This is a genomic window from Nitrospirae bacterium CG2_30_53_67 (genome assembly GCA_001873285.1).
Classification (GTDB): domain Bacteria; phylum CG2-30-53-67; class CG2-30-53-67; order CG2-30-53-67; family CG2-30-53-67; genus CG2-30-53-67.
The window spans coordinates 1-24,787 of the sequence record MNYV01000122.1; the positions used below are offsets into that span (position 1 = coordinate 1).

A 24,787-nucleotide genomic window follows, 5' to 3' on the forward strand; every position below is an offset into this window, starting at 1 on the left:
CGCTGAAGGTGGAAGAGGCGGTCAAAAAATTAAAAGGGATTCCTGAAGTGAAGTTCAGCGAACCCAACTTCATCGTTCATACCACAGCCGTTCCGAATGATGCTTCCTTTTCGAGCCAGTGGGGCCTCCAGAACACAGGGGATAACGGAGGGACCGTGGACGCGGATATCGACGCCCCGGAGGCCTGGGATCAAGCAACCGGGTCTTCATCGGTGATTGTGGCCCTCGTGGATGAAGGGATCGACCTTGCTCATCCGGATCTTGCCGGCAATATATGGGTCAATCCCAATGAAATCCCCGGAAACGGCGTTGACGACGACGGGAACGGATTCATCGATGATGTGAATGGTTGGGATTTCAAGCATGGGGATGCAACGGTATATGACAGCGCCGGAGAAGACCGGCACGGGACCGAGGTGGCAGGCATCATAGGCGCCGAGGGGAACAACAGCGTAGGAACGGCCGGGATATGCTGGCATGTGCGCATCATGCCGGTAAAATTTATTGCCTCCGGAAGCGGAACCGTGGCGAATGCCATTCTGGCCCTCAACTATGCAGTGAGTCAAGGCGCCAAGGTCATCAACTGCAGTTGGGGAGGGACCTCGTATTCAGCGGCCCTGGAGAGCGCCTTTCAGTCTGTCCTGAATGCCGGGATCCTGGTGGTTACGTCTGCAGGGAACAGCGGCAAGGATACGGATACCAATGCCCATTATCCCTCAAATTATGACTTATCTAATATCCTGTCCGTGGCGGCCACGGACAAGAACGACAATCTGAGTTATTTTTCCAATTACGGACAGACCAGCGTGGACCTGGCGGCGCCGGGTTCCTCCATCTATACAACCATTCCGGGCGGAGGATATGCCTCTTTCAGCGGGACTTCGGCATCCACACCCTTTGTCACCGGTGCGGCCGCCTTGGCCCTCTCCGTGACGCCCGGTCTTTCCTATTCGGAACTCAAGGCCAGGATTCTGAATGCCGTAGATCCGATCGCTGATCTTGCCGCAAAGACCGTCTCAGGCGGCAGGCTTAATCTGAATAATCTCATCAGCAGCCTGAGCGTCGGCGACACGGACGGAGACGGCATGCCGGACAGCTTTGAGAATCAATATGGATTGAATCCCAACGACCCCGAGGATACCGATGCAGACCCGGATGGCGATGGGCTTACCAATCTCCAGGAGTACCAGCATGGAACCGACCCTACGAGTCCCGACACGGACGGAGACGGAATTTCGGACGGCTTTGAGGTCGCCTACCTTTTGAATCCCAAGTCCGCCTCAGATGCCTCTTCAGACCTGGATGGTGATGGGCTTTCCAACCTCGTGGAGTATCAAACAGGAACGAGAATAGACTTGGCGGATTCGGACGGTGACGGCATGGACGATTTTACCGAGTTCGGGAATCGGGCAGCGCCGGCTGATTCGGATGGGGATGGGGTGATTGACGCCCTGGACCTCGATTCGGACAATGACGGCAAACCCGATGCGATTGAGGGTATAGGAGACGATGACGGGGATGGCATCCCGAACTATGTGGACATGAATGATGCAGACGGCCCGAATGCGGATCAGGACGGAGATGGGATTGCCAACTCCGTTGAGGCAACCTTCATGCTTTATCCGAATCTGCCGGACAGCGATGGAGACGGCATCGGGGATCTCACGGAATTCGGTCCGAGCCCGGCTCCGAGGGATTCGGACGGCGATGGGATCATTGATGCCCTGGATCTGGATTCGGACAATGACGGCAAAACCGATGCGGTCGAAGGGGCCGGAGACCGTGATGGAGACGGCATCCCGAATTACCGGGACGCCGATGACGATGACGGCCCTCTGGGAGATACCGATGGGGATGGTCTGATCAACCAGGTCGAAGCGCTCTATGGTATGAATGCCAATCTTGCAGACAGCGACGGGGACGGGATCGATGATCCGACGGAGTTCGGATCGGGGACCACACCGCTCGACACGGATAAAGACGGGGTGATTGATGCCCTGGACCTGGACTCGGACAACGACGGATCACCAGATCAAAGTGAGGGAACTTCGGACACAAACAGCGAAGGCGTGCCGGACCGGTTGGACAACAGTATATCCATCGTGTCAACGGATTACGGGAAATTATCGCTTGTTCTTCAGGGAGGGCAAGGAGCGTTTGAAGGGGTGGTCTTTCTGGCCCAGCCCTTATCCGAAGACTCCAGGCCTAAACTCGACTTCAAATACGGAGGGGTGCAATATAAGGTGACCGGTCTGGATACTGGAGGGAGCATCGTCCTATCCATCCATATGCCTGTTGCTCTTCCTGCGGATGCGGAGTTCTGGAAGTATGAAAACGATCGTGGATATTACCAATATCCTGCCGTGGTCGGCGGGGAAACGCTTCAGTTCACACTCACCGACGGCGCGCTCGGGGATGATGACCGGCTTGCCGATGGCACGATCGTTGATCCAGGTTACATCGGCCTACCCGTGGTCAGCGATCAAAACGGAGCTGCGACCACACCAACACCCGCCGCTGCAGGAGACAGTGGAGGAGGCGGCGGCGGCGGAGGGTGTTCGCTTTCCTCCGGTGACGGCCGGTTCCAACAGGGGGTGACGGATCTGATGATTCTTTTATTCCCCCTTGGTGTTCTTTTGGCGCTCAGGATTTCCACCTATTTGATGCATAAGAGGTTCCGGTCCAGGGAAAGGGTTCTCTGACCGGCAGCCACCCTCAACAAGGGCCCCGTTCACTTGACGTGAACGGGGTTTTTTTTTGTGCCGTGCGATAGGTTGTTAGGGTTAATTTTTACTTGATTTTGCTTTTTTGATGTGGTAAGTTGTAAAAAATTTAAAGTTCACTAATAAAAAGTGGGCTCAAAAGAGCCCTTTTTTTTTACAGGAGGTTCATGTCCATCACCGAGAAAGTAAGAGATCTGGCGATCCCGATTCTCGATTCTTTTGATCTTGAACTTTTCGATATAGAGCTTCAGAAGGGAGGGAACCGGCGGATTCTTCGTATATTCATAGACAAGAAAGAAGGAGGAGTGACGCTCGATGATTGTCAGAGGGCAAGCCGGGAGATCGAGGTCCTGCTCGACGTCAAGGATGTCGTCCCCGGCAGTTATGTTCTGGAGGTCTCCTCTCCTGGAATCAACCGGCCGATACGCAGCGAATATGAGTTTCAGAAATACGCGGGAAGTCAAATCAAGGTTAAACTCTTGACGAAGATATCGGATCAAAAAATATTCATCGGAATAGACAGGGGGGTGGATGCCGAAAGCTTAAGACTCGAGATCGAGCCGGGCAAGGAAATGCTTATCCCGATGAAACAAATTGTTAAAGCCAACTTGGAAGCGGATTTCCGACGGCTGTGATTCGGGAGGCAACCTGAATCAGGAAAAATCCTGAAGGAGAAAAACATGGAACCCAATTTAATCCAGGTGATCAATGCTCTCGGGAAAGAGAAGAATATCCCGAAAGAGACGATCGTCGAGGCTATACAGGCCGCCATTTTGACCGCCTCGAGAAAGAAGTACGGAACCGAGGAAAATATTGAGGTGGAGATCAACATGCAGACCGGGGAGATAGAGGCCTATCTCTATCGTGAGGTGGTGGAAAACGTTGAAGATGCAAGCCGGCAGATCTTGCTGAAAGAGGCGCTCGAATATGACGAGACCATTGAGCTGGGCGATGAGTTTGCCATCCGGCTGGATGTCGCCGAACTGGGGCGAATCGCCGCTCAGACAGCGAAACAAGTCATCGTTCAACGGGTACGCGAGGCCGAACGGGCTATTATTCTAAAGGAATTCGGAGGGAGGATCGGAGAGACGATCAACGGCATCGTGATGCGCATGGAAAGAGGGGATCTCATCGTGGATCTGGGAAAGGCCGAAGGGGTTCTTCCCCAGCGTCAGAAGATCCCAGGCGAGCGTTATAACCGGGGTGAACGGGTCCGGGCTCTCATCAAGAACGTTGTGGATTCCTCCAAGATGCCTCAGGTGATTTTATCGAGGACGGACCCGCTGTTTGTCGCCAAACTCTTTGAGACCGAAGTCCCCGAGATTTATGAAGGCGTGGTCAAGATCATCAAGGTTGTCCGGGAACCCGGCCAGAGGTCCAAGCTCGCCGTGGTATCCAGGGATTCCAATGTGGATCCTGTGGGGGCTTGCGTGGGGATCAAAGGGATCCGTGTTCAGGCCGTGGTGCAGGAACTCCGGGGAGAGAAGATCGACATCATATCGCATACGGACGTGGTCCGGGATTATATTGAGAAGGCGCTTTCTCCGGCGGCCATCTCCAGGATTGCAGTGAATGAAGAAGAAAAGTCCGCCTGGGTTGTGGTGGAAGAGAGCCAGCTTTCCCTGGCCATCGGGAAGAAAGGGCAGAATGTCCGCCTGGGGTCCGAGCTCACCGGGTATCAGATCAATATCATGAGTGAAGAGGAGTACCAGAGGACGCTGAAAGAACAGCAGGAAGAGGCCGAAACCGAGAAAGAGAGCTACAGCAAAAGTCTGGAGGAGATTTCAAAGATTCGCGGCGTTGGGGAGAAGACGGCCAGTGCGATCCTGAATGCCGGGTATCGCTCGATTGCCGATCTGGCATCTGCGACTTCCGATGCCCTTTCGGCCATACCCGGAGTTGGAGTCAAGACGGCGGAGAAGATCCTACAAAGCGCTGCAGAACTCTTGAAAGAGGCGGCGGAAAAACAAGCCGAGGCCGATGCCTTGCAGGAATCCGCTGAATCTGAGGAAAACCATGAGACCGGGAACCCGGACGGCAGTGAAATGCATCAAGAGAGCGACCCGGCATAAAGTGACGGCATGAGCCCTTGAGAGGAATGCAAAGCCTTCCGAGTTAAAACTGCCCGGGCAGAAAATCCGGAATCTTCTTGAGGAACGGATCGATATAAAAAACAGGCTTGAGCAGGGTAGGGGTGAAAAGATTTATGGTGAAACTCAGAGTACATAACCTGGCCAAGGAAATAGGGATCAGCACCAAAGAGCTTTTAAAATATTTTGAGAAGATCGATCCCAAGATCAAGAGCAATCTATCCGTGGTGCCGGATGACATCGCTGATGATGTGCGTGCAAAATTTTCCGGAAAAGCGGTCTCACCCAAGGCCAAGGAAAAAAAGAAACCTCGGCCCAAGGCAGAATTCAAGGTCCGGAAGAAAAGAGTTGAACCCCCGCCGGAGGAGACCAAGGCAGAGGTGCCGGAAGTCTCTGAAGCCGAGACCAAAAAAGAAAAACCGGCTGCAAAAACCGGAAAAGAACCCGCAGAAGTTTTGCCTGGGCCGGTCACGGAAGAAACGCCATCCCAAGAAACAGCGGCGCCGGAACCGGTTTCGGCAGAAAAACCCTCAGGAGTTCAAGAAGCTCCTTCCGCCGTGCTGCCGGTTGCCAAGGTCCCCATGACGACCGAGCCGATTCCCGCCGCAAAAGAAGGTGAGGCAAAACCAAAGCTGAAGAAAAAAGAAAAGAAAAAAGGGAAAAAGGCCGAAGTCGAAGAGAAAGTCGAGGTCGTCGGCCATGAGTTTAAAGACAAGGGGAAGGGGAAGAAGGGCAAAATCACTATCCGGGCGGATAAGATTGAACGTCCGATCAGGAAATCCAAGAAGATCCTTCCAGTCCAGCTCCTGGAACTCCAGGTCCGCAGAACCCCTAAAAAGCTGAGGACCAAGGCCAAGAAAAAACCCCCCAGGCAGGAGAGAGAAAAAATCGTTCAGGAGACGGCTCCTGCAGAGGCGAGAAAGAACGTCATCCGGTGGGATGAGACCACAACCGTTAAGGACGTGGCTGAAAGACTCAATATCCCAGTAAACAATCTGATCCTTAAATTCATGGAAATGGGGGTTATGGTTACGGTGAACAAACTTGTGGATCCTGAAGAACTGACTGTCATAGCCCATGATTATGGATATGAGGTTGACCAGGTATCGTTGGAAACGGCCGAGACCCTCTTGGAGGAGATCAAGGACAATCCGGAACACCTGGTCATCAGGCCGCCGGTCGTAACCATCATGGGGCATGTGGACCATGGCAAAACCTCCCTGCTCGACGTGATCCGTCAGAGCAAGGTGGTGGAAGGCGAGGCGGGCGGAATCACCCAGCATATAGGGGCTTACACGGTGCATCTGAATGATCGGAGCATCACCTTCCTTGACACGCCGGGCCATGAGGCCTTTACCTCGATGCGCGCAAGAGGAGCCAAGGTCACGGATATCGTCATTCTTGTTGTGGCCGCAGATGACGGTGTCATGCCGCAGACCGTCGAGGCGATCAACCATGCGGCCGCAGCCAAAGTGCCCGTCGTCGTCGCGATCAACAAGATTGATAAACCGGACGCGAAGCCGGAAAAAGTCAAACAGGAACTGTCGGAACACAACCTGATCTCTGAAGAATGGGGAGGGAAGACCATCTTCGTCGAGGTCTCCGCGAAAAAGAAGATCCATATTGATCGTCTCCTGGAGATGATCCTCTTGCAATCGGAGATTATGGAACTCAGAGCGGACCCGGATCGTCCGGCCAGGGGAACCATTATTGAGGCGAGACTGGACAAGAGCAAGGGGCCCGTTGCCACGGTGCTTGTCCAGACCGGTACGGTGAAGGTGGGGGATCCTTTTGTCAGCGGCGTCTATCACGGCAAGGTCCGGGCCATGCTCAACGACCTGGGGAAAAAGATCTCGTCCGCAGGGCCGTCCATGCCCGTGGAAATTACAGGCCTTTCCGGCGTGCCCATGGCCGGCGAGACCTTCGTCGTGGTTTCCGATGAGCGCAAGGCGCGCCAGATCGGGATGGCCAGGTCCATCCGCATGCGGGAGGCCGCCCTGGCAAAAGGGCATCGAGTGACACTGGACGACCTCTTCCAGAGGATACAGAAAGGAGAGGTCAAGGAACTCCCCATTATCATCAAAGGGGACGTTCAGGGCTCCGTAGAGGCCCTGTCCGACACTCTTGAAAGACTGAGCACCCAGGCGGTGGAGTTGAAAGTGATTCACGGCTCCGTTGGAGGAATCACCGAAACCGATGTCAACCTGGCTGCCGCATCTAATGCCATTATCATCGGTTTTAATGTCCGGCCTGAACCCAAGGCTGCGCTCCTTGCAGAGGCCGAGGCGGTGGATATCAGGCTCTATAATGTCATCTATGATGCATCCAATGATGTGAGAAAGGCCATGGAAGGGCTTCTGGAGCCGACCCTCAAGGAGCGCAGCCTTGGACGAGCCGAAATCCGGGATGTGATTCCCGTGCCTAAAGTGGGAAACGTCGCCGGATGTTACGTCATGGATGGGAAGGTGCAGCGTGACGCCCATGTCCGGTTGATCCGAGACAACGTGGTGGTCTATGAAGGTAAAATTTCCTCATTGAGACGTTTCAAGGATGACGTCAAGGAAGTTGCGGCGGGATTCGAGTGCGGGATCGGAATCGAGAATTACAACGATATCAAGCTCAAGGATATTATTGAGATCTATACATTCGACAAGGTGGCGACAAAACTTTAAATGCGGATCGGTATCTGTGTCGTAGAACTCCATCTTCCGGGGATCACATCTTTGAAGGGGAAGCGGAGTGTGGTCCAATCCGTCAAGGAACGGGTGAAAAACCGGTTTAATGTATCCGTGGCTGAGATCGATTCGCTGGATCTGCGCCAGCGCGCCTCGCTTGGGATCGCCATGGTTGGGAATGATTCAAGAAAGCTGAACAGCGAACTGGACAAGATCGTGGATTACATAGAGGGGATGCATGTCGCTGACCTGATCCACCATCAAATCGAGATGATCTGATCCGGAGGACAAGCATGCGATCGAAAAGGCTGGAGAGGGTATCGGACGTGATGATCGCCGAGATTTCGAGAATCCTGCTGAGGAAAGTCAAGGATCCACGGGTCAGATATGTCACGGTCACGGATGTCGAGATCAGCAAAGACCTGAAGTCGGCAACGGTCTTTTTTAGTGTTTTTGATGACAAACTGGACAAAGAAGATGTTCTATCCGGTTTGAACCATGCGGCCGGTTTTATACACAAGGAACTGTTCCACGCCCTGGATATCCGGACCATTCCCAGTCTATCCTTCAAAATCGATCCCTCAATAGAGTACGGGGCCCATATACAGAAACTTCTCAATACCATACAGGAAGGAAAAAAAGAGGATGAAAAAGGGGAACCTTAGCCGGGTCAAAGAGGCGCTTTTGAAAAGCCGGAATATCCTGATTACCACCCATGTCAACCCTGACGGGGACGGCATCAGTTCCGAAGCGGCCCTTTGCCTGTACCTGAAAAAGCTTGGAAAGCATGTCGTGGTCATCAACAAGGACCCCTTGCCGGAGATGTTCGCTTTTCTTCCCGGCGTTGATGAGATCCATGTCTCCGGGCAGCCGACGTTTGATCCGGATCTCATCATCGTGACGGATTGCGGAGGCCTGGAGCGGACCGGATTGAAGATCCCAGGGGAATTTACTCCCAAGGTGATCGTCATCGATCATCATCTGACCCACGACCAGAACGGCGAGATCAATCTGCTTGATCATGAGGCCTCGGCCACGGGAGAACTGGTCTATCAACTGATCAAGGAAATGGAAAAGGACTCTCCGGCCAAGATGGACTATCCCATTGCCTTATGTCTCTATACCTCCATCTTCACCGATACCGGTTCATTCAGGTATTCCAATACCACGCCGAAGGCATTGGAGATCGCCTCAAAACTCGTCGCATACGGGATCAATTCCTGGACCGTCGCGGAACAGGTCTACGAGTCCAAGCCCTACGCCTTATTGAAACTGACCGGCCGTTTTCTGCGGACCCTTGAAATCAGCCGCAAGGGACGTTTCGCCTGGGGATCCATTGTCAAAGAGGATTTTAAAAAGACCGGGACACGGGAGGAACATACCGAAGGTTTAGTGAACTATCCGAGATCCATCAAGGGAGTGGAAGTGGCGGTTTTTTTCCGCGAGATGAATTCGGAGCAGATCAAGATCAGCATGCGGTCCAAGGGCGAGGTGAACGTGGCGGCCATCGCAGAGAAGTTTGAAGGAGGCGGGCACCACAATGCAGCCGGGTGCATCATGAAAGGATCCCTGAAGGATGTCATGAAGAAAGTTCTCCGTATGGTGGCCGAATCCTTGCAGGATGAAGTGCCTGAGGAAGAAGGCGTTGAAGTTCATGGTTGAGGTGATAAGAGAAGAAGAGAAGAAACTTCGGTCCTGCCGCAGAACCAGCGGCCTTCTGATCGTGGACAAACCCGCCGGATGGACATCCCATGACATTGTAGCAAAATTGCGCAGGCATCTTGGTGTTCGGAAGATCGGGCATGCAGGGACTCTCGATCCCGATGCGACCGGGCTTCTCCCTCTCTGCGTGGGGCAGGCCGCACGGATTACGGAATACCTGATGGACATCCCCAAGGCGTACCGAGTCCGGCTGAAATTCGGAGAAGAGACCGATACGGACGATGCCTCCGGCCGGGTCATCCGGAAGACGGAGATCAGCGGAATCACCGAGGAACAGGTCCGGTCGGCGTTGAACCTTTTTTCAGGCGAAATCCAGCAGGTTCCTCCACTGTTTTCGGCCGTCAGGAAACACGGGCGCAGGCTCTACGAATATGCCAGAAAGGGAGAGGATGTCTGTCGAGAGCCCCGTGCCGTGACGATTTACGAAATCCGTGAAGTGGAATGCCGCCTTCCTGAGATATCCTTTTGGGTGCGATGTTCACGGGGAACCTATATGCGTTCGCTTTGCCGGGATATCGGCAGGGTCATGGGCATGAGCGCCCATATGAGCCGGCTCCGCCGCACTGAGAGCGCCTCATTTACCGAGAAGGATGCGCACCCCCTGTCCGAGATCACGGCCATGAACCCGGATGACGTGACGGCCCTTCTGGTCCCCATGGACGTTCCGTTGTCTCACTTTATACCCGTAGTGGTTCGTTCCGACCGAATACAAAAGATCCGATACGGGCAGCCTTTGGACCAGGAAGACCTTGCCGGGATGCCGGACTCCTGGCAGACAGGCCGGCTATGCCGCCTCTATGGAGAGGACGGTGATTTCTTGTCCATCGGCAGGCTGGATCGTTCTCCGTCCGGAGTTCCCAACGTCCATCCGAAGAAGGTCTTCTGCCAGGATGAAAAAATAGCTTTACTTGATTCGTCCGATATGTTAAAAAGTAACAGGCAGAAAGAATAAAGAGAAGGATTTTTTTATTCATGTGAAGAGGTCTAATCCAAGAGGAGGTGAGCAGACATATGACTATGGTCAAGGAGCAGAAACAAAAGATTATTGATTCATATAAAAAGCATGAGGGCGATACCGGATCTCCTGAGGTCCAAGTCGCCATCATCTCGGAGAGAATCAATTATCTTACGGAACACTTCAAGGTCCATAAAAAGGACCACCATTCACGCAGGGGTTTGCTGAAAATGGTCGGTCAAAGGCGTAAGCTCCTGGACTATTTGATAAAGAAAGACATTAACAGATACCGCCAATTGATTGACAAATTAGGGATCCGTAAGTAACTCAACAACAGGCCTGCAGCTTTTAGCCACAGATGGACACAGATAAGGAACGGCAGAATCATCGAGTTTAAATTGTTCGTTCCTTAACTGCGTTTATCTGTGGTCCGTATTGCAGGCCCCAAAGCGATACCCTGCGCGGGTCATCGCATAGGAGCGCAGATATAACGATGATACATAAACTTGAAACCATGGTGGGGGGGCGCCTCCTTTCCATAGAGACGGGAAACGTGGCCAAACAGGCATCAGGCGCCGTGATGGCGCGCTACGGAGACACCATGGTCCTGGTGACCGCGGTCTCCGATCATAACGAACGGCAGGGTGTGGATTTCCTCCCGCTCACCATTCAATACCAGGAAAAGTTTTATGCCGCAGGAAAGATTCCCGGCGGTTTTTTCAAGAGAGAGGGAAGACCCACTGAGTTCGAAACCTTATCCTCAAGACTGATCGACCGGCCCCTCCGTCCCCTTTTTCCTAAAAACTATTTCTTTGAAACCCAGGTGATTGCCACCGTCCTCTCTGCGGATCAGCAGAATTATCCGGATACGATTGCCCTGATCGGGGCTTCGGCTGCCCTTGCGATATCCGACGTTCCTTTCAAAGGACCGGTGGGAGGGGTGCGCGTGGGCAGGATCAATGGTGAATTCGTGATCAACCCCACATACAGCCGGATGGCAGACAGCGAACTCAACCTGATTGTGGCCGGGACACGCGAGGCCGTGACCATGGTCGAGGCCGGCGCCAGGGAACTTCCCGAAGAGGTCATGGCCGAAGCCATCGAGTTCGGCCATAGAGAAATCATCCGGATTGTGGAGATTCAGGAGGAACTTCAGCGCCGTGTCAATCCGGTGAAAAGGGTCCTTGAAACACCCGTCCCTGATGAAGCCGGGAAACAACTTGAAGCGGAGATTCGCTCCGCTGCCGCGGAGATGATCCGGTCTGTGAATGCCACACCGGGGAAACATGCCCGTCAGAAGGAGCTCGACGACGTCCTTCAGGAAATGATCAAAAGGTTCGATGATGAAACCGGGTCGAAGAAGGCCTTCATCAGCGGAGTCTGTTCCGAAATAGAGAGGGAAGACTTAAGAAGGCTGATCATACAAGAGAAGAAGCGGGTGGACGGACGCTCATTCAATGAGGTGCGTCCCATTAGCTGCCGGGTTGGTTTTCTTCCCAGGACACACGGATCCGCCCTGTTCACTCGAGGGGAGACGCAGTCCATCGTGGTCACGACCCTGGGAACCTCCTCGGATGAACAGCGCATCGACGCCCTGGAGGGCGAATCGACCAAACGCTTCATGCTTCATTACAATTTCCCGCCCTATAGCGTGGGAGAGGCCAAGATGCTTCGCGGACCCGGCAGGCGGGAAGTCGGACACGGCGCCCTGGCCGAACGGGCATTGACCCCGGTCATCCCTGATGAAGAAAAATTTCCATATACCATACGGATCGTCTCGGAGATCACCGAATCCAACGGGTCGTCCTCCATGGCCACGGTCTGCGGCGGCACATTATCCCTCATGGATGCAGGGGTCCCGATCGCCTCACCGGTTTCAGGTATCGCCATGGGGTTGATCAAGGAGGGTGACGACGTCATCATCCTCTCGGACATCCTCGGCGCTGAGGACCATTTCGGAGATATGGACTTCAAGGTGACAGGGACGGAAAAAGGCGTGACGGCCCTACAGATGGATATCAAGATATCCGGAGTGGACAGGGAAATCATGTCCAGGGCCCTGGCACAGGCCAGGGAAGGACGGATCTTTATCCTGAAGAAGATGCTTGAGGCCCTCCCTGTACCCAGGGAAAATATTTCGGTTCTCGCTCCGAGAATCGTGACCATCAAGATTCATCCGGACAAGATCCGGGAGGTGATCGGCCCCGGAGGCAAGATGATCCGGAGCATTGTGGAGCAGACCGGCGCGAAAATCGACATCGAGGACGATGGAACCGTCAAGATCGCCTCTGCGGATTCTGAGGCATGCGAGAATGCCATCAAGATCATCCGGGACCTGACCCAGGAGGCCCAGGTAGGGAAGATCTATCTTGGGACGGTCAGGAAGATCATGGATTTCGGGGCCTTTGTGGAGATCTTTCCGGGCACAGACGGCCTGGTGCACATCTCGCAGCTGGCTGATTTCCGGGTCAACCGGGTGGAAGACGTGCTCAAGGAAGGCGATCAGACCCTGGTCAAGGTTCTGGAAATCGACCGGCAGGGAAAGATACGGCTGAGCCGCAAGGAAGCCATGCCCGAGAAGGAAAAGAAAAAATAAAAACATCCTTGCGACAACAAGAGGGGGGGATACCCACTCTTGTTGTCGTAAGAATCATGCCTTTAAAAACGGCGCAAGACGTCTTAGAACTGACCTCATGAAGATCATTCAGGTCCAGATATGTAAGAGAGAAAACTGCCGCGACCTTCAGATGCCCGCGTATATGTCCGAACATGCCTCAGGAATGGATCTTCTCGCAGCCATACAGGAACAAGAGATCATAGAGCCCGGTGAGTGCAAGCGGATTCCTACAGGAATTTTTATTGCGCTGCCGGAAGGCGTTGAGGCTCAGATCAGGCCCAGGAGCGGTCTGGCCTTGAAGCATGGGATCACCCTCCTCAACTCACCAGGCACCATAGATTCGGATTACCGTGGAGAAATCGGGGTACTGATGATCAATCACGGCCCGGAACCATTCACCGTACGCAGGGGAGACCGGATCGCACAGATGGTGATCGTTCCGGTGTTCAGGGCCGAGTGGGTCCAGGTGCAGGTCCTTCCGGAGACCGGAAGGGCTTCAGGCGGATTCGGGCATACGGGAATTCGAGAGGGCGATTTCAAGGGGATCGATTGATGGACGACGCTATCCGGGAAAAAGCCTTGAAGATCCGTTGGATCATACTCGACGTGGACGGGGTCATGACCGACGGCGGCATCACCTATGACGCACATGGGCTGGAGACCAAAACTTTTCATGTCCGTGACGGCCATGGGATCAAGCTTGCCCAACGGGCAGGCCTCCGTTTTGCGATCATCACCGGAAGGGAGTCCCCGGTTGTGAATCTGAGGGCCAGGGAACTGGGGATCGAAGAGGTCCGCCAGGGGGCAAAGAGAAAAATCGAGGCCTATGACGAAATTATCGGAAAATGGGATCTGACAGATGAGGAGGCTGCCTATATCGGGGATGATCTCATCGATCTTCCGATTTTTCGGCGTGCCGGTCTTTCCGCCGCGGTGGCCGATGCCGACCTGGAGACCAGGGGACAGGCCGATCTTATTCTCTCGCATCCGGGCGGCCGCGGCGCCGTACGTGAATTCATCGAGATCATCCTCCAAGCCCAGAACAAATGGAAAGAGGTTACGGAGAGATACTATTCGTAATTCCGGTGAAGGAAATTGGGCTCTTCGCGTAAGAGTGTGGGTTGATTCCAATAAAAAAAACACTATACGGCCAACATGTCTTCAGATGCTCATGATCCATTAGCCAGTCCGAAAGCCCCCTGAATTCTTCTTCAGTAATCACTTTACCCCCGGCAAAGCCGGGAGTAAAGTGATTCTTTCGATGAAGACACCAGAGGGGATAAGAGCGGTATATTTTTATTAGTCGGGCAGGAAAGAATAGAGATGGTTCAAAAAATCTCCCCTTGCCTGCCTGCTGTGTCGGTAGACAGGTGGCCCCGCGCGCCTGTCTGCGTGCTACCACACAGCACAGGCAGGCGCATTAAAAAGCTGATCCACCCTATTCGCCTCCCCTTTGTAAGGGGAGGATAGGTGGGGTAGATCCAGGGGGGGGCTACCTCCCCATTCCCCTCCTTACAAAGGAGGGGGAAATGAAATTCCTCCCGTCGCCTGCCCTGAGCGCAGTCGAAGGGGCAAAGGGAGGTTAGATCCTGCCCTCGAATGGGTTGATCGGCCGATGGCTCGTAGAGGGGAGGGATTCTCTACATGATGTCGTTTCTATTATGAGAACCTTAATATATGAGGAGTGAATATCTGGATTCCCCGATCAAGTCGGGGAATGACGGGGTTGGCTGTGGGGAATGACGGGACTGGCTGTCGGGGAATGACAGGGTTTGTTAGGGAGGGATTCCCCTCTTGTCCGGATCAAGACCCAGAAGGCCTTTCTCTGAAAACCCGCAGATAATTAACCAGGTTCCATCGCTCCTGAGGGGAAATCCTTTTCTGAAAGGAGGGCATGGTCCCGAAGCCGAAGGTGATCCGGATAAAGATGTCCGCATCCTTCATCTGCTGTATTCTTTGCTCATGGAGATTGGCCGGCTGAGGCAGAAACTTTTTTCCTACAGGACCGTCTCCAAACCCCTGCTTCCCGTGGCACATGGCGCAGTTGATCTCGAAGAGGGTCTCCCCCCGCTGAACCGATGCATCATTCACCGGTACAGGATTGATCAGCGTCTCTCCGGGGATCAAGACTTCCTTCCCTTGAATGGGCATGGATTCATCCGGTGATGAGAGCCTCGGCCCCTCCTGGGCCTTGAAGGACGGCTGATCTTCCATGTCATGGCATCCCACAATGCCGAACAGGAATTCCGTTATGAGCAGAAACCGGATAGAGAAAATGAAGCGCCTCATTTCTCGTCCTCCCCATACGTGCCTTCGGCAAGCCGGACCCTCACGGCCCCGGCCTTCTGCATGATCTCCCTGGCCTTGTCCTGCTGGTTCCGGTCCCTGCAGTCAACCAAGATCCCGATCAGTCCCCGTGATATCTCCGGATCATACAGGCGTTTTTTGAATTTAGGGAGCCCCATCTCCAGAAACATGCCGCCGATGGTTCCAAGAATGGCGAAGAGCATCATGAATTCATAGGTAATGATCCCTACGGGGAAAAGCGATATGATGGGCTTGTCCCCAGTATAAAGGGGATAGAGCCAGGCCGTAAGGACCGACAGGGAGAAACCAAGAATTATTCCCACCGCTCCGCCGGTTAGGGAGATCCAGCGGAAATAGGAGCGCCTCTCCTCCTTGACGATCACACCGTTCGGATACGGGGCGGAAGAGAGCGAGGTCATGGCCTTTTCATCCATGCCGCTCTGGATCAGGGCCTCCACGGCCCCGGCTGCGGTCTGCGGGTCTTTAAAAAGTCCCAGGGTTTCCATCCTGCTGTTCCTCCGTAATATGTGTATTCAAGGTCGTCCGGCCAAGCTGAGTCTTTGACCGCAAGATTTCGCCCTCCATCACATCGTTGATGGAGACAATGGGAAAGAACTTGGAAAAGAGTGTGTACAGGAGGGCGAATCCTGCAAATGCAGCAGCCATGATCGAGATCTCCACCCATGTGGGGTGGTAGACCCCCCAGATGAAAGGGACGTTCCTGTGAGAGAGGGTCGGGACCACAATCAGGAACCGCTCGATGAACATCCCCACGTTCACAAAAAGAGAGATGATCAGTATGGCCGGAATGGATCTTCGCACCTTTTTGAAGCAGAGCGCAGGAATCGTGATGCAGGAGTTCCCGAGCACCATGAGGCCGAGAAGATACCAGTACCGCTCTGCGATGAAGGTAAAGACCTCCCACTCGATGGGCTTGTGCCCGTACCAGGTCGTCAGAACCTCGGAAAAATAGAAATAGGTCCATAAGAGGGAGACGACGAGGAGGATCTTCCCCATATTGTCGAAATGGATCGGACGCAGATACGCCTCCAGATGAAAGGCCTTGCGGATCACCACCATGACCGTGATCACGGCGGCCACGCCCGAGAAGATAGCCCCGATCACGAAATACGGAGCGAAGATGGTGCTGTGCCAACCCGGCACCAGGGTCATGGCGAAGTCCCAGGAGACGATGGAATGGACCGAGACGGCCACCGGGATGATCAGGACCGCCATGAGTGTGGATGCCTTGGCGAAGACGCGCCACTCGTGTGCCGATCCTCGCCATCCCATGGCAAGGACCGAATAGAGCTGCTTCCTCCAGCCCGAAGACCGGTCCCGTACGATAGCAAGATCAGGGAGCATCCCAAGGTAGAGAAAGAGCGAACTCCCGATGATATAGGTGGTAATGGCTATGATATCCCAGAGCAGGGGCGAGCGGAAGTTGGGCCAGAGGCCCCGCTGATTGGGGATGGGGAGAAAGTAGAGGAGCTTCCAGGGACGGCCCAGATGGATCATGGGGAAGGTCCCGGCCACCAGGATCGTAAAAACGGTCAAGGCCTCGGCCCCCCGCAGGATCGGCCTTCGCCAGTTGGCCTTGGCAAGGCGGAGAATCGCGGAGACCATGGTCCCGGAGTGCGAGAGCCCAACCCAGAAGACAAAGCTGACGATATAGAACCCCCACATCACCGGAAGGTTGATCCCGGCCGCACCCATTCCGACTTTGATCTGATAACCCCAGGCAATCCCTCCCCAGATCACGATGAGCCCCAAAAATCCTACAAGCAGAAACCACTTCCAGGTGGGCGGGTTCATGGATGAGGTCAGCTCCTGCTGTATGGTCTTTGTATCCTTTGAAACCAGGTCCCTGTCATCGGACATGCTCATGTCCTCCTCCCTTGAGGTAGATCACCGAGGGATCGGTCCCCAGATCCTCGATCAGCCGGAACCTCCTGGTGCTTCGGGACAGCCGGAAGACGCGGCTTTCAGGATCGGCCATATTGCCGAAGACCATGGCCTCCGGCGGGCAGGTCTGGGCGCAGGCCGGCTGAATCTCGCCGTCACGGATGACCCTCCTCTCTTGTTTTGCCGCCTCCTTGGCCCGCCGTATCCTCTGGATACAGAAGGTGCACTTCTCCATGACCCCCTTGCTCCGGACGGTCACATCCGGATTGAGCTGCTGATTCAGCGGATCTGGGAATGACGGCTCAAAAAAATTGAAGACCCGAACCGAATAGGGGCAGTTGTTTGCGCAATACCGCGTCCCCACGCACCGGTTATAAACCTGTGCGTTCAGCCCCTCGGCATTATGGTAACTGGCATAGACCGGGCAGACCGGCTCGCACGGGGCGTTGTTGCACTGCTGGCAAAGGAGCGGGATGAACCTCGCCCGGACATTCGGATACTCCCCCTCCCAGTAGCGTTCAATCCGGATCCAGTGCATGGCGCGGCCGTAACCGCTCTTTTTCTTCCCCACGAAGGGGACGTTATTTTCCGCATGGCAGGCCACGACGCAGGCGCCGCACCCGGTGCATCGGTCCAAGTCAATGATCATGCCCCATTTGTATTTCACTGTATGCCCTTTGTTGTCTGTGTCTTTCATACTCATGTTAAGGTTCTCGTAATAGAATGGACGTTGACACGGTTTAGATCTCCATCAGTTCTCCGCGGTAGCTCCCCTCCGGATGCCCCATGACCGTAAGATTCCCTTGGTCGGAAATCCGTGTCAGACGCACCCGGGTCGCACCCCAGGCCGGCAGCCTGTTCTCCTCATCCATGATCGGCGCAAGGAGGGCGAGCGGATTGGCGCCGATATTCGAAGCGTAGCGCCCCATTCCCTGATGCCCCTGCCCCATGGGCACGGCCACCAGGTCCGGACGGATCGCCGGAAAGATCACGGCCGGCACGCGAATCGCCCCCTGGGGCGACTCTACCTGGACCAGATCCCCCTGTTGAATGCCGAGGGATGCTGCGGTCTTGGGGTGGATCTCCACCCAGGAGCCCCATACGGCCGTGGTCATGGGGTCAGGGAGTTCCTGGAGCCATGGGAGATGAGCCTCACGTCCGTCATATAGAGAGGGAGAAGGAAAGACCGCAAGGTATAAGGGATAAGTCTCTTCATCCCCCTGGAAACGGGGCGGCCGCACCGGCGCCGGGCTGAATGTCCCGCTGATCTTCCGGGGGGCCGCGACCTGTTCCGGCCCGAATATCCCCCCTTTCTGCAAGATTCCGACCCAGATCCTTTCGAAAGCGGGTCCGGAAGGGGCGTTCAATTTTTTTTGCACAGACTCTTTGAGCATCTCGAGGTAATTCTTATACGGGAGAGCCTCCCGCATCTTCCCGCCGAGGGCCTGGGACGCGGTTAGGATCAGGTCCGGGACCGGCCGGGTATCATAAATCGGCCTCACCACCGGCTGCATCACCCCCGTCACAGAGGAACGGATACCGGCACGGGGGATCACATCGCCCCAGCTCTCCAGATCCGAATGGTCCGGAAGGATGAGGTCCGCGTACCTGGATGTATCATCCATGATGGATGAAAAGCTGACTACGAAGGGGACCTTGAGGAAGGCTTCCTGAAACCGTGTGGATTTCGGGATACTGTAAACCGGGTTGCATAGATAGACCAGAGCCAGACCGATCTTCTGTGACTGCATGGCATCAATCGCCGAGACAAGGTCCGCAAAACCGCTTTGTTCCTCCGGGGCGGATGATTCAGGCCGAAACAGAACCCCGCCCGGCTTCCCGACATTCCCGGCCAGAAGGTTTAGAAAATGGATGGCCTCAACTGCATCCCTGCCGTTGGTCTGGAAGGCCGCCGCGTCCCCGGCCATGGCAAGAGAAGGCCGGATCGTGGCAAACTCACGCGCGGTCGATGCAATCTCTTTCGGCTTGAGACCTGTAGCCTCGGCCACCTGCTGAAGGTCATATCCGGAAAGCCTTGCCTTCCATTCTTCGGGGTCTCCTCCCATGGCCTGAACCGCCTGGCGGTTATAAAGCCCCTCGTCGAGAATCAGTTTGGCCATACCGAGCGCCAGGATACCCTCCTGCCCCGTCTTCACCGGGAGCCATCGGTCCGCGGAGGCCGCGGTCATGGAAAGCCGAGGCCCCGCGTAGGTGAACCGTCCCCGGATGGTCGGGCGGGCCTGGCGCATCTTTCCGAAGGCATTCCCGTACCGGACAGGTGAAAGGTAAGTTTCCAGGAAATCCGCCCCGAAACTCAGGAGATATTGCGTATGCTCGATGTCATAGTCCGGAAGGTCGGACCTGCCGTACACGGCAAGGCCGGCCTGTTCATCACATTCGGTCGACAGGAACTCGTAAGAGAGGCGCCGGGGAGATCCATACGCAGTCATGAAGGTCCGGAATAATTCATGTAGAGACCCTTGCAGCCTGGGGGTCACCAGGAGGAGTTGATCGGCCCGGCCCTGATCCTTCAGTCCCTTCAACTGCTCCACCAGAATCTTCATCCCCTCTGCCCAGGAGATGGGAGCAAAGGCGCCGGACCTTTTGGCCCCAGTCCGCTTCATGGGCTGACGGATCCGGTCCGGATGGTAGAGATCCTGCAGAGCCGCCTGGCCCCTTGCACAGAGCCTGCCCTGATTGACCGGATGAAGGGGGTTCCCTTCGATTTTCTTGGCACGCCCTTCGGCGACCTGAACCAGGGTCCCGCACCCTGCAGGGCATTGCCTGCAGGCGCTTGCGAAATAGTTCACCACGCCGGGAATGGATCCGTCATCCGGCGGGATGAGGAACGGGATCAGCTTCTCGGCCCCTTTACCGCATGATGACAGCATGGTCCCCGCGGCGGTCAACCCGGTCAATTGCAGAAACTTTCTCCGTTTGATTCCCATAGTCTCTTTCAATTTCAAATCTCAAATTTCAAATTTGAAATCTCTTTATACATGACACGTCCAGCAATCAATACTCACCTTGTTCTTGCGGTGGCAGCCCAGGCACCATCCCATCTTGAGGCTGGAGACTCTCCGGATCCGGTCCATGGAGGCCACGTCCCCATGGCAGAAGGTACAGGCCGTTCCTGCATTGACGTGCATCTTGTGAGGAAAATAGACATGGTCCGGAAGATCATGCGCCTTGACCCAGGGGACAGGCTCCTTGTTCTTCCAGTACTCCATGAGTTTCTTGACCTCGGGATTGTCACGAGCGATGATGATATGGCAGTTTCTGCAGGTCTCCAGGTCCGGCACCCCGGCAGACCTTGAGACCTTCGCGTACCGGTGGCAGTAAAGGCAATGGATCTCATTTTCCCCGGCATGAACCTTGTGGCTGAAGGCAATGGGCTGGACCGGGGACGGGTCCCCTGTGCTCAATGGGATCAGATAAATGCCGAAAAGAGCGGCAGCCGCTGCGAAGCCAAGAAGGACCAGGATCATCACCACCAAGGACGTTCTCATTCAATCTCCAGACGCCTCTCTTATACCAATCCCTTGGTCTTCCTGTCAAGCAGCACATTTATTAATAGTCTCGAAATAGAATAACATGATTCATGACGTCGTTTCTATTATGAGAACCTTAATAAAAAGAGGATCTTCACAAAATCGAGCGGCTTGATTCCAATTATCCATACTCTTCCATAATCGTCTTCAACCTGAGCCTGTCCACCTCCCGGCCGACCAAGGGGCCTTGATCCAAAACCGGAAATTTTGATTCATAGGGCGGCCTGCTGTTTCGGTAGATAATGCCTACAGGGATCTTCTCGCCCCATTCCATGGACGTTGCCATGGCCTTGTCCCAGTTTTCAGGATCGTATCCCTTCGGCAATTCATAGCATCTCTTCTTGTACCAGGCAAAGGTATTGACCTTATTGAACGAGACGCAGGGCTGCAGAACATCAATCAATGACAGACCCCGGTGTGCGATCCCCTTCTGAATCATGTCCGTGAGATGGCCGGCCATTCCTGAAAAACCCCTGGCCACAAAACCGGCATGCATGGCCACGGCCAAAGCCACGGGATTGAACGGTTCAGACTTCACCCCTTCAGGCTGGGCCTTGGTCACAAAACCTGGATCCGACGTGGGGCTGGCCTGCCCCTTGGTCAGTCCGTAGACCTGATTGTCGTGCACCAGAACCGTCAGGTCCACGTTGCGCCGGATCGCCGACAGGAAATGGTTCCCCCCTTCCCCATAGGTGCATCCGTCCCCGCTTTCCGCGATCACGGTCAGCCCCGGGTTGGCGAGCTTGGCGCCTGTGGCTGCGGGAAGATGCCTCCCGTGCAGGCCGTTGAAGAGATTGGCGTTCAGGTAATGGGGCGCCTTGGCAGCCTGTCCGATGCCTGCAACAAAAAGAACTTGGTGAGGTTCGATCCCGCTTGCGGCCAGGGCCTGTTTGACTGCCTTGAGGATTGAGAAGTTCCCGCATCCCGGGCACCAGGCTGTTTCATAATCTCCATAATCGTGCTGTGTCACCATAGGGATTTACCCTTCTGACAGAAGTGTCTGTCATTGTCCGGCTTGACCGGACAATCCGGTTTTATTGTCTGGATTCCCCGATCGAGTCGGGGAATGACATGATGTGGTTGACTTATGACGCTCTGTTTAATTCCCTTAGAATCCACTCCGGCGTGATGGGGAGTCCGTCATACCGGAGTATCTTCCTTTTAATCTCGAATCCGGTCTCCCGTCGGATCAGCCTGGCAAGCTGACCCGTGGCGTTCCCCTCTACACAGACCACCTCTCGAGCCTCCTGTAAATACCCGATGAACTGATCCGGCGCCATGGGCCAGACCTGCGAAAAATGCAGCGTTGCAACACGCCTCATCTCCTCCCGCAGTTTGGATGCCGCCTCCAGGACCGACCCCATGGTCGAACCCCAGGAGACAAGCAGAAGATCCGGTCTGTCGTCTCCTTCGCAGACAGGCGGGGTGACCTCACCTCGGAGTCCGTTCAGTTTATTCTGCCGCTTCTGAACCATGCGTGTACGTATGGAAAGATCCTCGGTAATATGCCCCTCTTCGGTATGCTCATCGCTGTCCACCATCACGAGATGCCTGCTCCTTCCGGGAAGGAGTCTGGGGGAGATGCCGGTTTCGGTCAATGCATATCGTTTGTAAGGCTCATTCACGGATACAGGGTCTGCCCCCGCATGGACCTGCGGCAAGTTCCCGATGTCAAAAGGAGCGACGGCCCTGTAGGAATCCGAGAGAAACTGGTCCGTGAGGATAAAGACCGGCCCCTGATACCGTTCCGCCAGTTCAAAGGCCTTACGTGTAAGATAGAATCCATCCTCCACGTTGGCCGGAGCAAAGATGGCCTTCGGAAATTCCCCGTGTCCGGCATGGAGCACAAACTCCAGGTCGGCCTGCTCGGTCCGTGTGGGGAGTCCGGTGGCCGGGCCAGGACGCTGCCCGACCACGATCACAACAGGGGTTTCGGTCATGGCAGCAAGACTGACCCCCTCCACCATCAGGGCGAACCCGCCGCCCGATGTGGCGGTCATGCTCGGCGCTCCGGCAAAGGAGGCGCCAATGGCCATGTTGACGGCGGCGATTTCATCCTCGGCCTGTTCCACAATCAGACCCATCTTCTCGGCGCTGGCCGCGAGACTGAGCGAGATCGAGGTCGAGGGAGTCATGGGATAAAAAGCGCAAAACCGGACACCGGCTGAAAGGGCGCCTAATGCAATGGCATCGTTAGCGTTGAGCATCAGCCGTTTTGGCGGATTCGACACCTTCGGGAGCTTTTGGAATGAAGTCTTCTGTCCTGCAGACCACCGAAATGCGGAACTCAAAACCTTCCGGTTCTGCTCGGCCAGATTGGGGTCCTTCTTCCCGAAGAGATCGTCCAGTAAACGGGCGATCAGATCTTCCTCAAGCCCCAAGAGGAATCCTGCAATCCCCAGGGCCGCAACATTCGAATACCGAGGCAGGGAAAGGTCTTTGTAGGGGACAGCGAGACAGCGATTTTCTGGAACATCAAATTCCTGATCCGCCGCCATGAGACCTTGAGGAGAAACTTCATCCCGGTGCAGACGGACCGTCTCCTGGTTCAGGGCGATCAGGAGATCCACGGACTCCTGCGGGGCATAGATCTCCCCGGCGCTCACCCGGACGGCAAAGGTGTTGTGACCGCCTCGAATCCTGGACTGATAGTCCTGGGTCACAACAATGGAATAACCGCTTCGGACAAGACTTCTGGAGAGCAGTTCCCCAATGGTCACGAGACCTTGTCCCGCTTCACCGCCGATGAGGATATTCAGTGCCTGAGACGTCTTACGCGTAGGGATACATCCCTTTCTTGATGCTATTGAAATCGGAAAGGAGCTTGTCGTGTTTCCTCTCGTCTGTGAGCAGGTAGTTCAGAAGATATTCCTGAACGATCATCTTCTTTCCTTTGAGCGCGCTGAGGGCCTCTTCCACGTGTTCGACCATCTTTTTCTCGATCTGGAGATGCTTCTCTATCATGTCCCAGACCCCGCCCATCTCCTCAGGGGTCAGCGAGAGCGCCTTCTTTTCCATGCTGTCAACGATCATCTGTTGAACCCGATGGTGCGTCCTGGAGTCGTTTTGAATGATCTCCATGACGATATGAACTATCGGATTCGTGCTCTTTTTCATCACATTTCCGGTAGACTCCACCGATGAGTCTTCCACCTTCTGCCAGTTCTTCAAGGTCTTGAGAATCTTTTCCTGCAGTTCTTTGGTCGACATCTTCATATCCTCCTTGCAACTTTTTTTGATGTTTATGTAACTAACTCATGGCCTTTTCGGAAAAAAGCCCAGTAACCCTACCAGTTTTCACCAAGGACCTCAAAGTGCGCCTGCGGATGCGAGCACGCCGGACAGGTCTCCGGGGCTTCGGCCCCCTCATGGAGGTAGCCGCAATTACGGCAACGCCAGATCACCTTTTTGTTCTTCTTAAAGACCTGGCCTGACTGGACATTGGCAAGGAGGTCGTTGTAGCGTTTCTCATGCTGTTTTTCGGCCACCGAGATCGCCTCAAAAGCCTTGGCTGCAGCCTCGAAACCCTCCTCACGGGCGATCTTGGCAAACCCAGGGTACATCTCAGTCCATTCGCCATGTTCCCCGGCTGCCGCAGCCTTGAGATTCTCCGCGGTCGTGCCGATCTTCCCTGCTGGGAATGACCACTTTACCTCGGCCTCACCTCCCTCAAGGAACTTGAAATACCTCTTGGCATGTTCCCGTTCCTGATCGGCCGTCTCCTCGAAGATGTCCGCAATCTGAACGAAACCTTCCTTTCCGGCCTGGCCTGCGAAGTATGTATACCGGTTCCTGGCCTGTGATTCCCCTGCAAAAGCCGTCAGTAAATTTTTTTCTGTCCTTGATCCTTTGAATTTCATCTTCAATGCTCCTTTCTACTTGTTCAGAGTCAGTTCACAACCTCTGTGATTAGTTTCACCTGAAAATGCCCCTCACCTTAATCCTCTCCCCAGCGGGGAGAGGGTGTGGTGAGGGGGATTGATTTCATATTTTTGGTTCTTCTCCCATTTAGTGGGTAAAAAGGGTTCGAGGATTCCAGGGTTCAAGGGTTCAAGTGAAATACTGATGCCGGTAAACCGAGTACAAGAACGCAAACGAAATCTCCAGAGAAAAACACTGGACCCCAAGATGCCTTAATGTAGTAGCCGTCGCAGACGGTCCCGGCCCGGCAAGAATAGATTCAAGGAGATGCCGGGATCTAACGACAAAGATATAGAAAAGCGGGACACGCTAAGCGTAACC

At 54.7% G+C, this 24,787-nt stretch carries 21 protein-coding genes and 1 pseudogene; 12 read left to right on the plus strand and 10 right to left on the minus strand.

Going from position 1 to position 24,787, the window contains the following annotated elements; translation table 11 throughout:
- The 12 genes and pseudogenes from AUK29_07500 (at nucleotide 1) to AUK29_07555 (ending at nucleotide 13,862) form a co-directional block, all read left to right on the plus strand.
- A pseudogene (locus tag AUK29_07500) lies at nucleotides 1-2,702 on the plus strand (hypothetical protein).
- A gap of 188 nt (nucleotides 2,703-2,890) precedes the next feature.
- A complete protein-coding gene (locus AUK29_07505) occupies nucleotides 2,891-3,358 on the plus strand; it encodes a hypothetical protein (protein ID OIP62858.1) in 468 nt (155 codons plus the stop codon).
- 45 nt (nucleotides 3,359-3,403) lie between these two features.
- The gene (locus AUK29_07510) at nucleotides 3,404-4,795 is read left to right on the plus strand and encodes a transcription termination factor NusA (protein OIP62859.1); all 1,392 of its coding nucleotides are present in this window, start codon (nucleotides 3,404-3,406) and stop codon (nucleotides 4,793-4,795) included.
- 134 nt (nucleotides 4,796-4,929) lie between these two features.
- A complete protein-coding gene (locus AUK29_07515) occupies nucleotides 4,930-7,485 on the plus strand; it encodes a hypothetical protein (protein OIP62860.1) in 2,556 nt (851 codons plus the stop codon).
- Entirely contained in the window at nucleotides 7,486-7,767 is a 282-nt protein-coding gene (locus tag AUK29_07520; protein ID OIP62861.1) for a hypothetical protein, read from the plus strand.
- 14 nt (nucleotides 7,768-7,781) lie between these two features.
- Nucleotides 7,782-8,153 carry a ribosome-binding factor A gene (locus tag AUK29_07525; GenBank protein ID OIP62862.1) on the plus strand — a complete coding sequence of 124 codons (372 nt, stop codon included), beginning with the start codon at nucleotides 7,782-7,784 and terminating at the stop codon, nucleotides 8,151-8,153.
- The gene (locus AUK29_07530) at nucleotides 8,134-9,150 is read left to right on the plus strand and encodes a hypothetical protein (protein OIP62863.1); all 1,017 of its coding nucleotides are present in this window, start codon (nucleotides 8,134-8,136) and stop codon (nucleotides 9,148-9,150) included. The genes AUK29_07525 and AUK29_07530 overlap by 20 nt, the downstream gene beginning before the upstream one ends.
- Nucleotides 9,143-10,162: a tRNA pseudouridine(55) synthase TruB gene (locus tag AUK29_07535; GenBank protein ID OIP62876.1), complete on the plus strand. Its 1,020-nt coding sequence runs from the start codon at nucleotides 9,143-9,145 to the stop codon at nucleotides 10,160-10,162. The genes AUK29_07530 and AUK29_07535 overlap by 8 nt, the downstream gene beginning before the upstream one ends.
- 65 nt (nucleotides 10,163-10,227) lie before the next feature.
- Nucleotides 10,228-10,491, plus strand: a complete 264-nt coding sequence (locus AUK29_07540) for a 30S ribosomal protein S15 (protein OIP62864.1) — start codon at nucleotides 10,228-10,230, stop codon at nucleotides 10,489-10,491.
- Between the two features lie 167 nt (nucleotides 10,492-10,658).
- A complete protein-coding gene (locus AUK29_07545; protein ID OIP62865.1) occupies nucleotides 10,659-12,761 on the plus strand; it encodes a polyribonucleotide nucleotidyltransferase in 2,103 nt (700 codons plus the stop codon).
- A gap of 97 nt (nucleotides 12,762-12,858) precedes the next feature.
- Nucleotides 12,859-13,335, plus strand: a complete 477-nt coding sequence (locus tag AUK29_07550) for a deoxyuridine 5'-triphosphate nucleotidohydrolase (GenBank protein ID OIP62866.1) — start codon at nucleotides 12,859-12,861, stop codon at nucleotides 13,333-13,335.
- Between the two features lie 11 nt (nucleotides 13,336-13,346).
- Nucleotides 13,347-13,862 carry a phenylphosphate carboxylase subunit delta gene (locus AUK29_07555; GenBank protein OIP62877.1) on the plus strand — a complete coding sequence of 172 codons (516 nt, stop codon included), beginning with the start codon at nucleotides 13,347-13,349 and terminating at the stop codon, nucleotides 13,860-13,862.
- Nucleotides 13,863-14,585: 723 nt separating this feature from the next.
- Here AUK29_07555 and AUK29_07560 read toward each other — a convergent pair.
- From AUK29_07560 to AUK29_07605, 10 genes are all read right to left on the minus strand, one after another.
- Nucleotides 14,586-15,071, minus strand: a complete 486-nt coding sequence (locus tag AUK29_07560) for a hypothetical protein (protein OIP62867.1) — start codon at nucleotides 15,069-15,071, stop codon at nucleotides 14,586-14,588.
- Entirely contained in the window at nucleotides 15,068-15,595 is a 528-nt protein-coding gene (locus tag AUK29_07565) for a hypothetical protein (protein ID OIP62868.1), read from the minus strand. The genes AUK29_07560 and AUK29_07565 overlap by 4 nt, the downstream gene beginning before the upstream one ends.
- Nucleotides 15,573-16,970, minus strand: coding sequence for a polysulfide reductase (locus AUK29_07570; protein OIP62869.1), 1,398 nt, complete (start codon nucleotides 16,968-16,970; stop codon nucleotides 15,573-15,575). The genes AUK29_07565 and AUK29_07570 overlap by 23 nt, the downstream gene beginning before the upstream one ends.
- The gene (locus AUK29_07575; protein ID OIP62870.1) at nucleotides 16,960-17,691 is read right to left on the minus strand and encodes a 4Fe-4S ferredoxin; all 732 of its coding nucleotides are present in this window, start codon (nucleotides 17,689-17,691) and stop codon (nucleotides 16,960-16,962) included. Before AUK29_07575 ends, AUK29_07570 begins: the two co-directional genes overlap by 11 nt.
- A gap of 43 nt (nucleotides 17,692-17,734) precedes the next feature.
- The gene (locus AUK29_07580; protein OIP62878.1) at nucleotides 17,735-19,936 is read right to left on the minus strand and encodes a nitrate reductase; all 2,202 of its coding nucleotides are present in this window, start codon (nucleotides 19,934-19,936) and stop codon (nucleotides 17,735-17,737) included.
- Nucleotides 19,937-19,987: 51 nt separating this feature from the next.
- Nucleotides 19,988-20,503: a menaquinol oxidoreductase gene (locus AUK29_07585; protein ID OIP62871.1), complete on the minus strand. Its 516-nt coding sequence runs from the start codon at nucleotides 20,501-20,503 to the stop codon at nucleotides 19,988-19,990.
- Nucleotides 20,504-20,666: 163 nt separating this feature from the next.
- On the minus strand, nucleotides 20,667-21,518 hold the full coding sequence (locus AUK29_07590; GenBank protein OIP62872.1) for a 2-oxoacid ferredoxin oxidoreductase: 852 nt from the start codon (nucleotides 21,516-21,518) through the stop codon (nucleotides 20,667-20,669).
- 112 nt (nucleotides 21,519-21,630) lie between these two features.
- A complete protein-coding gene (locus AUK29_07595) occupies nucleotides 21,631-23,331 on the minus strand; it encodes a pyruvate ferredoxin oxidoreductase (protein OIP62873.1) in 1,701 nt (566 codons plus the stop codon).
- Entirely contained in the window at nucleotides 23,318-23,761 is a 444-nt protein-coding gene (locus AUK29_07600; protein ID OIP62874.1) for a hypothetical protein, read from the minus strand. Before AUK29_07600 ends, AUK29_07595 begins: the two co-directional genes overlap by 14 nt.
- Before the next feature lie 71 nt (nucleotides 23,762-23,832).
- Nucleotides 23,833-24,405, minus strand: coding sequence for a rubrerythrin family protein (locus AUK29_07605; protein OIP62875.1), 573 nt, complete (start codon nucleotides 24,403-24,405; stop codon nucleotides 23,833-23,835).
- Nucleotides 24,406-24,787 lie beyond the last annotated feature (382 nt).

Coding starts and splice junctions, on each gene's coding strand:
- AUK29_07605 (OIP62875.1), bottom strand. CDS start 24,405: ATGAAATTCAAAGGATCAAGGACAGAAAAAAATTTACTGACGGCTTTT.
- AUK29_07505 (OIP62858.1), top strand. CDS start 2,891: ATGTCCATCACCGAGAAAGTAAGAGATCTGGCGATCCCGATTCTCGAT.
- AUK29_07525 (OIP62862.1), top strand. CDS start 7,782: ATGCGATCGAAAAGGCTGGAGAGGGTATCGGACGTGATGATCGCCGAG.
- AUK29_07560 (OIP62867.1), bottom strand. CDS start 15,071: ATGAGGCGCTTCATTTTCTCTATCCGGTTTCTGCTCATAACGGAATTC.
- AUK29_07585 (OIP62871.1), bottom strand. CDS start 20,503: ATGAGAACGTCCTTGGTGGTGATGATCCTGGTCCTTCTTGGCTTCGCA.
- AUK29_07540 (OIP62864.1), top strand. CDS start 10,228: ATGGTCAAGGAGCAGAAACAAAAGATTATTGATTCATATAAAAAGCAT.
- AUK29_07590 (OIP62872.1), bottom strand. CDS start 21,518: ATGGTGACACAGCACGATTATGGAGATTATGAAACAGCCTGGTGCCCG.
- AUK29_07520 (OIP62861.1), top strand. CDS start 7,486: ATGCGGATCGGTATCTGTGTCGTAGAACTCCATCTTCCGGGGATCACA.
- AUK29_07515 (OIP62860.1), top strand. CDS start 4,930: ATGGTGAAACTCAGAGTACATAACCTGGCCAAGGAAATAGGGATCAGC.
- AUK29_07535 (OIP62876.1), top strand. CDS start 9,143: ATGGTTGAGGTGATAAGAGAAGAAGAGAAGAAACTTCGGTCCTGCCGC.
- AUK29_07570 (OIP62869.1), bottom strand. CDS start 16,970: ATGTCCGATGACAGGGACCTGGTTTCAAAGGATACAAAGACCATACAG.
- AUK29_07600 (OIP62874.1), bottom strand. CDS start 23,761: ATGAAGATGTCGACCAAAGAACTGCAGGAAAAGATTCTCAAGACCTTG.
- AUK29_07530 (OIP62863.1), top strand. CDS start 8,134: ATGAAAAAGGGGAACCTTAGCCGGGTCAAAGAGGCGCTTTTGAAAAGC.
- AUK29_07545 (OIP62865.1), top strand. CDS start 10,659: ATGATACATAAACTTGAAACCATGGTGGGGGGGCGCCTCCTTTCCATA.
- AUK29_07565 (OIP62868.1), bottom strand. CDS start 15,595: ATGGAAACCCTGGGACTTTTTAAAGACCCGCAGACCGCAGCCGGGGCC.
- AUK29_07510 (OIP62859.1), top strand. CDS start 3,404: ATGGAACCCAATTTAATCCAGGTGATCAATGCTCTCGGGAAAGAGAAG.
- AUK29_07575 (OIP62870.1), bottom strand. CDS start 17,691: ATGAAAGACACAGACAACAAAGGGCATACAGTGAAATACAAATGGGGC.
- AUK29_07550 (OIP62866.1), top strand. CDS start 12,859: ATGAAGATCATTCAGGTCCAGATATGTAAGAGAGAAAACTGCCGCGAC.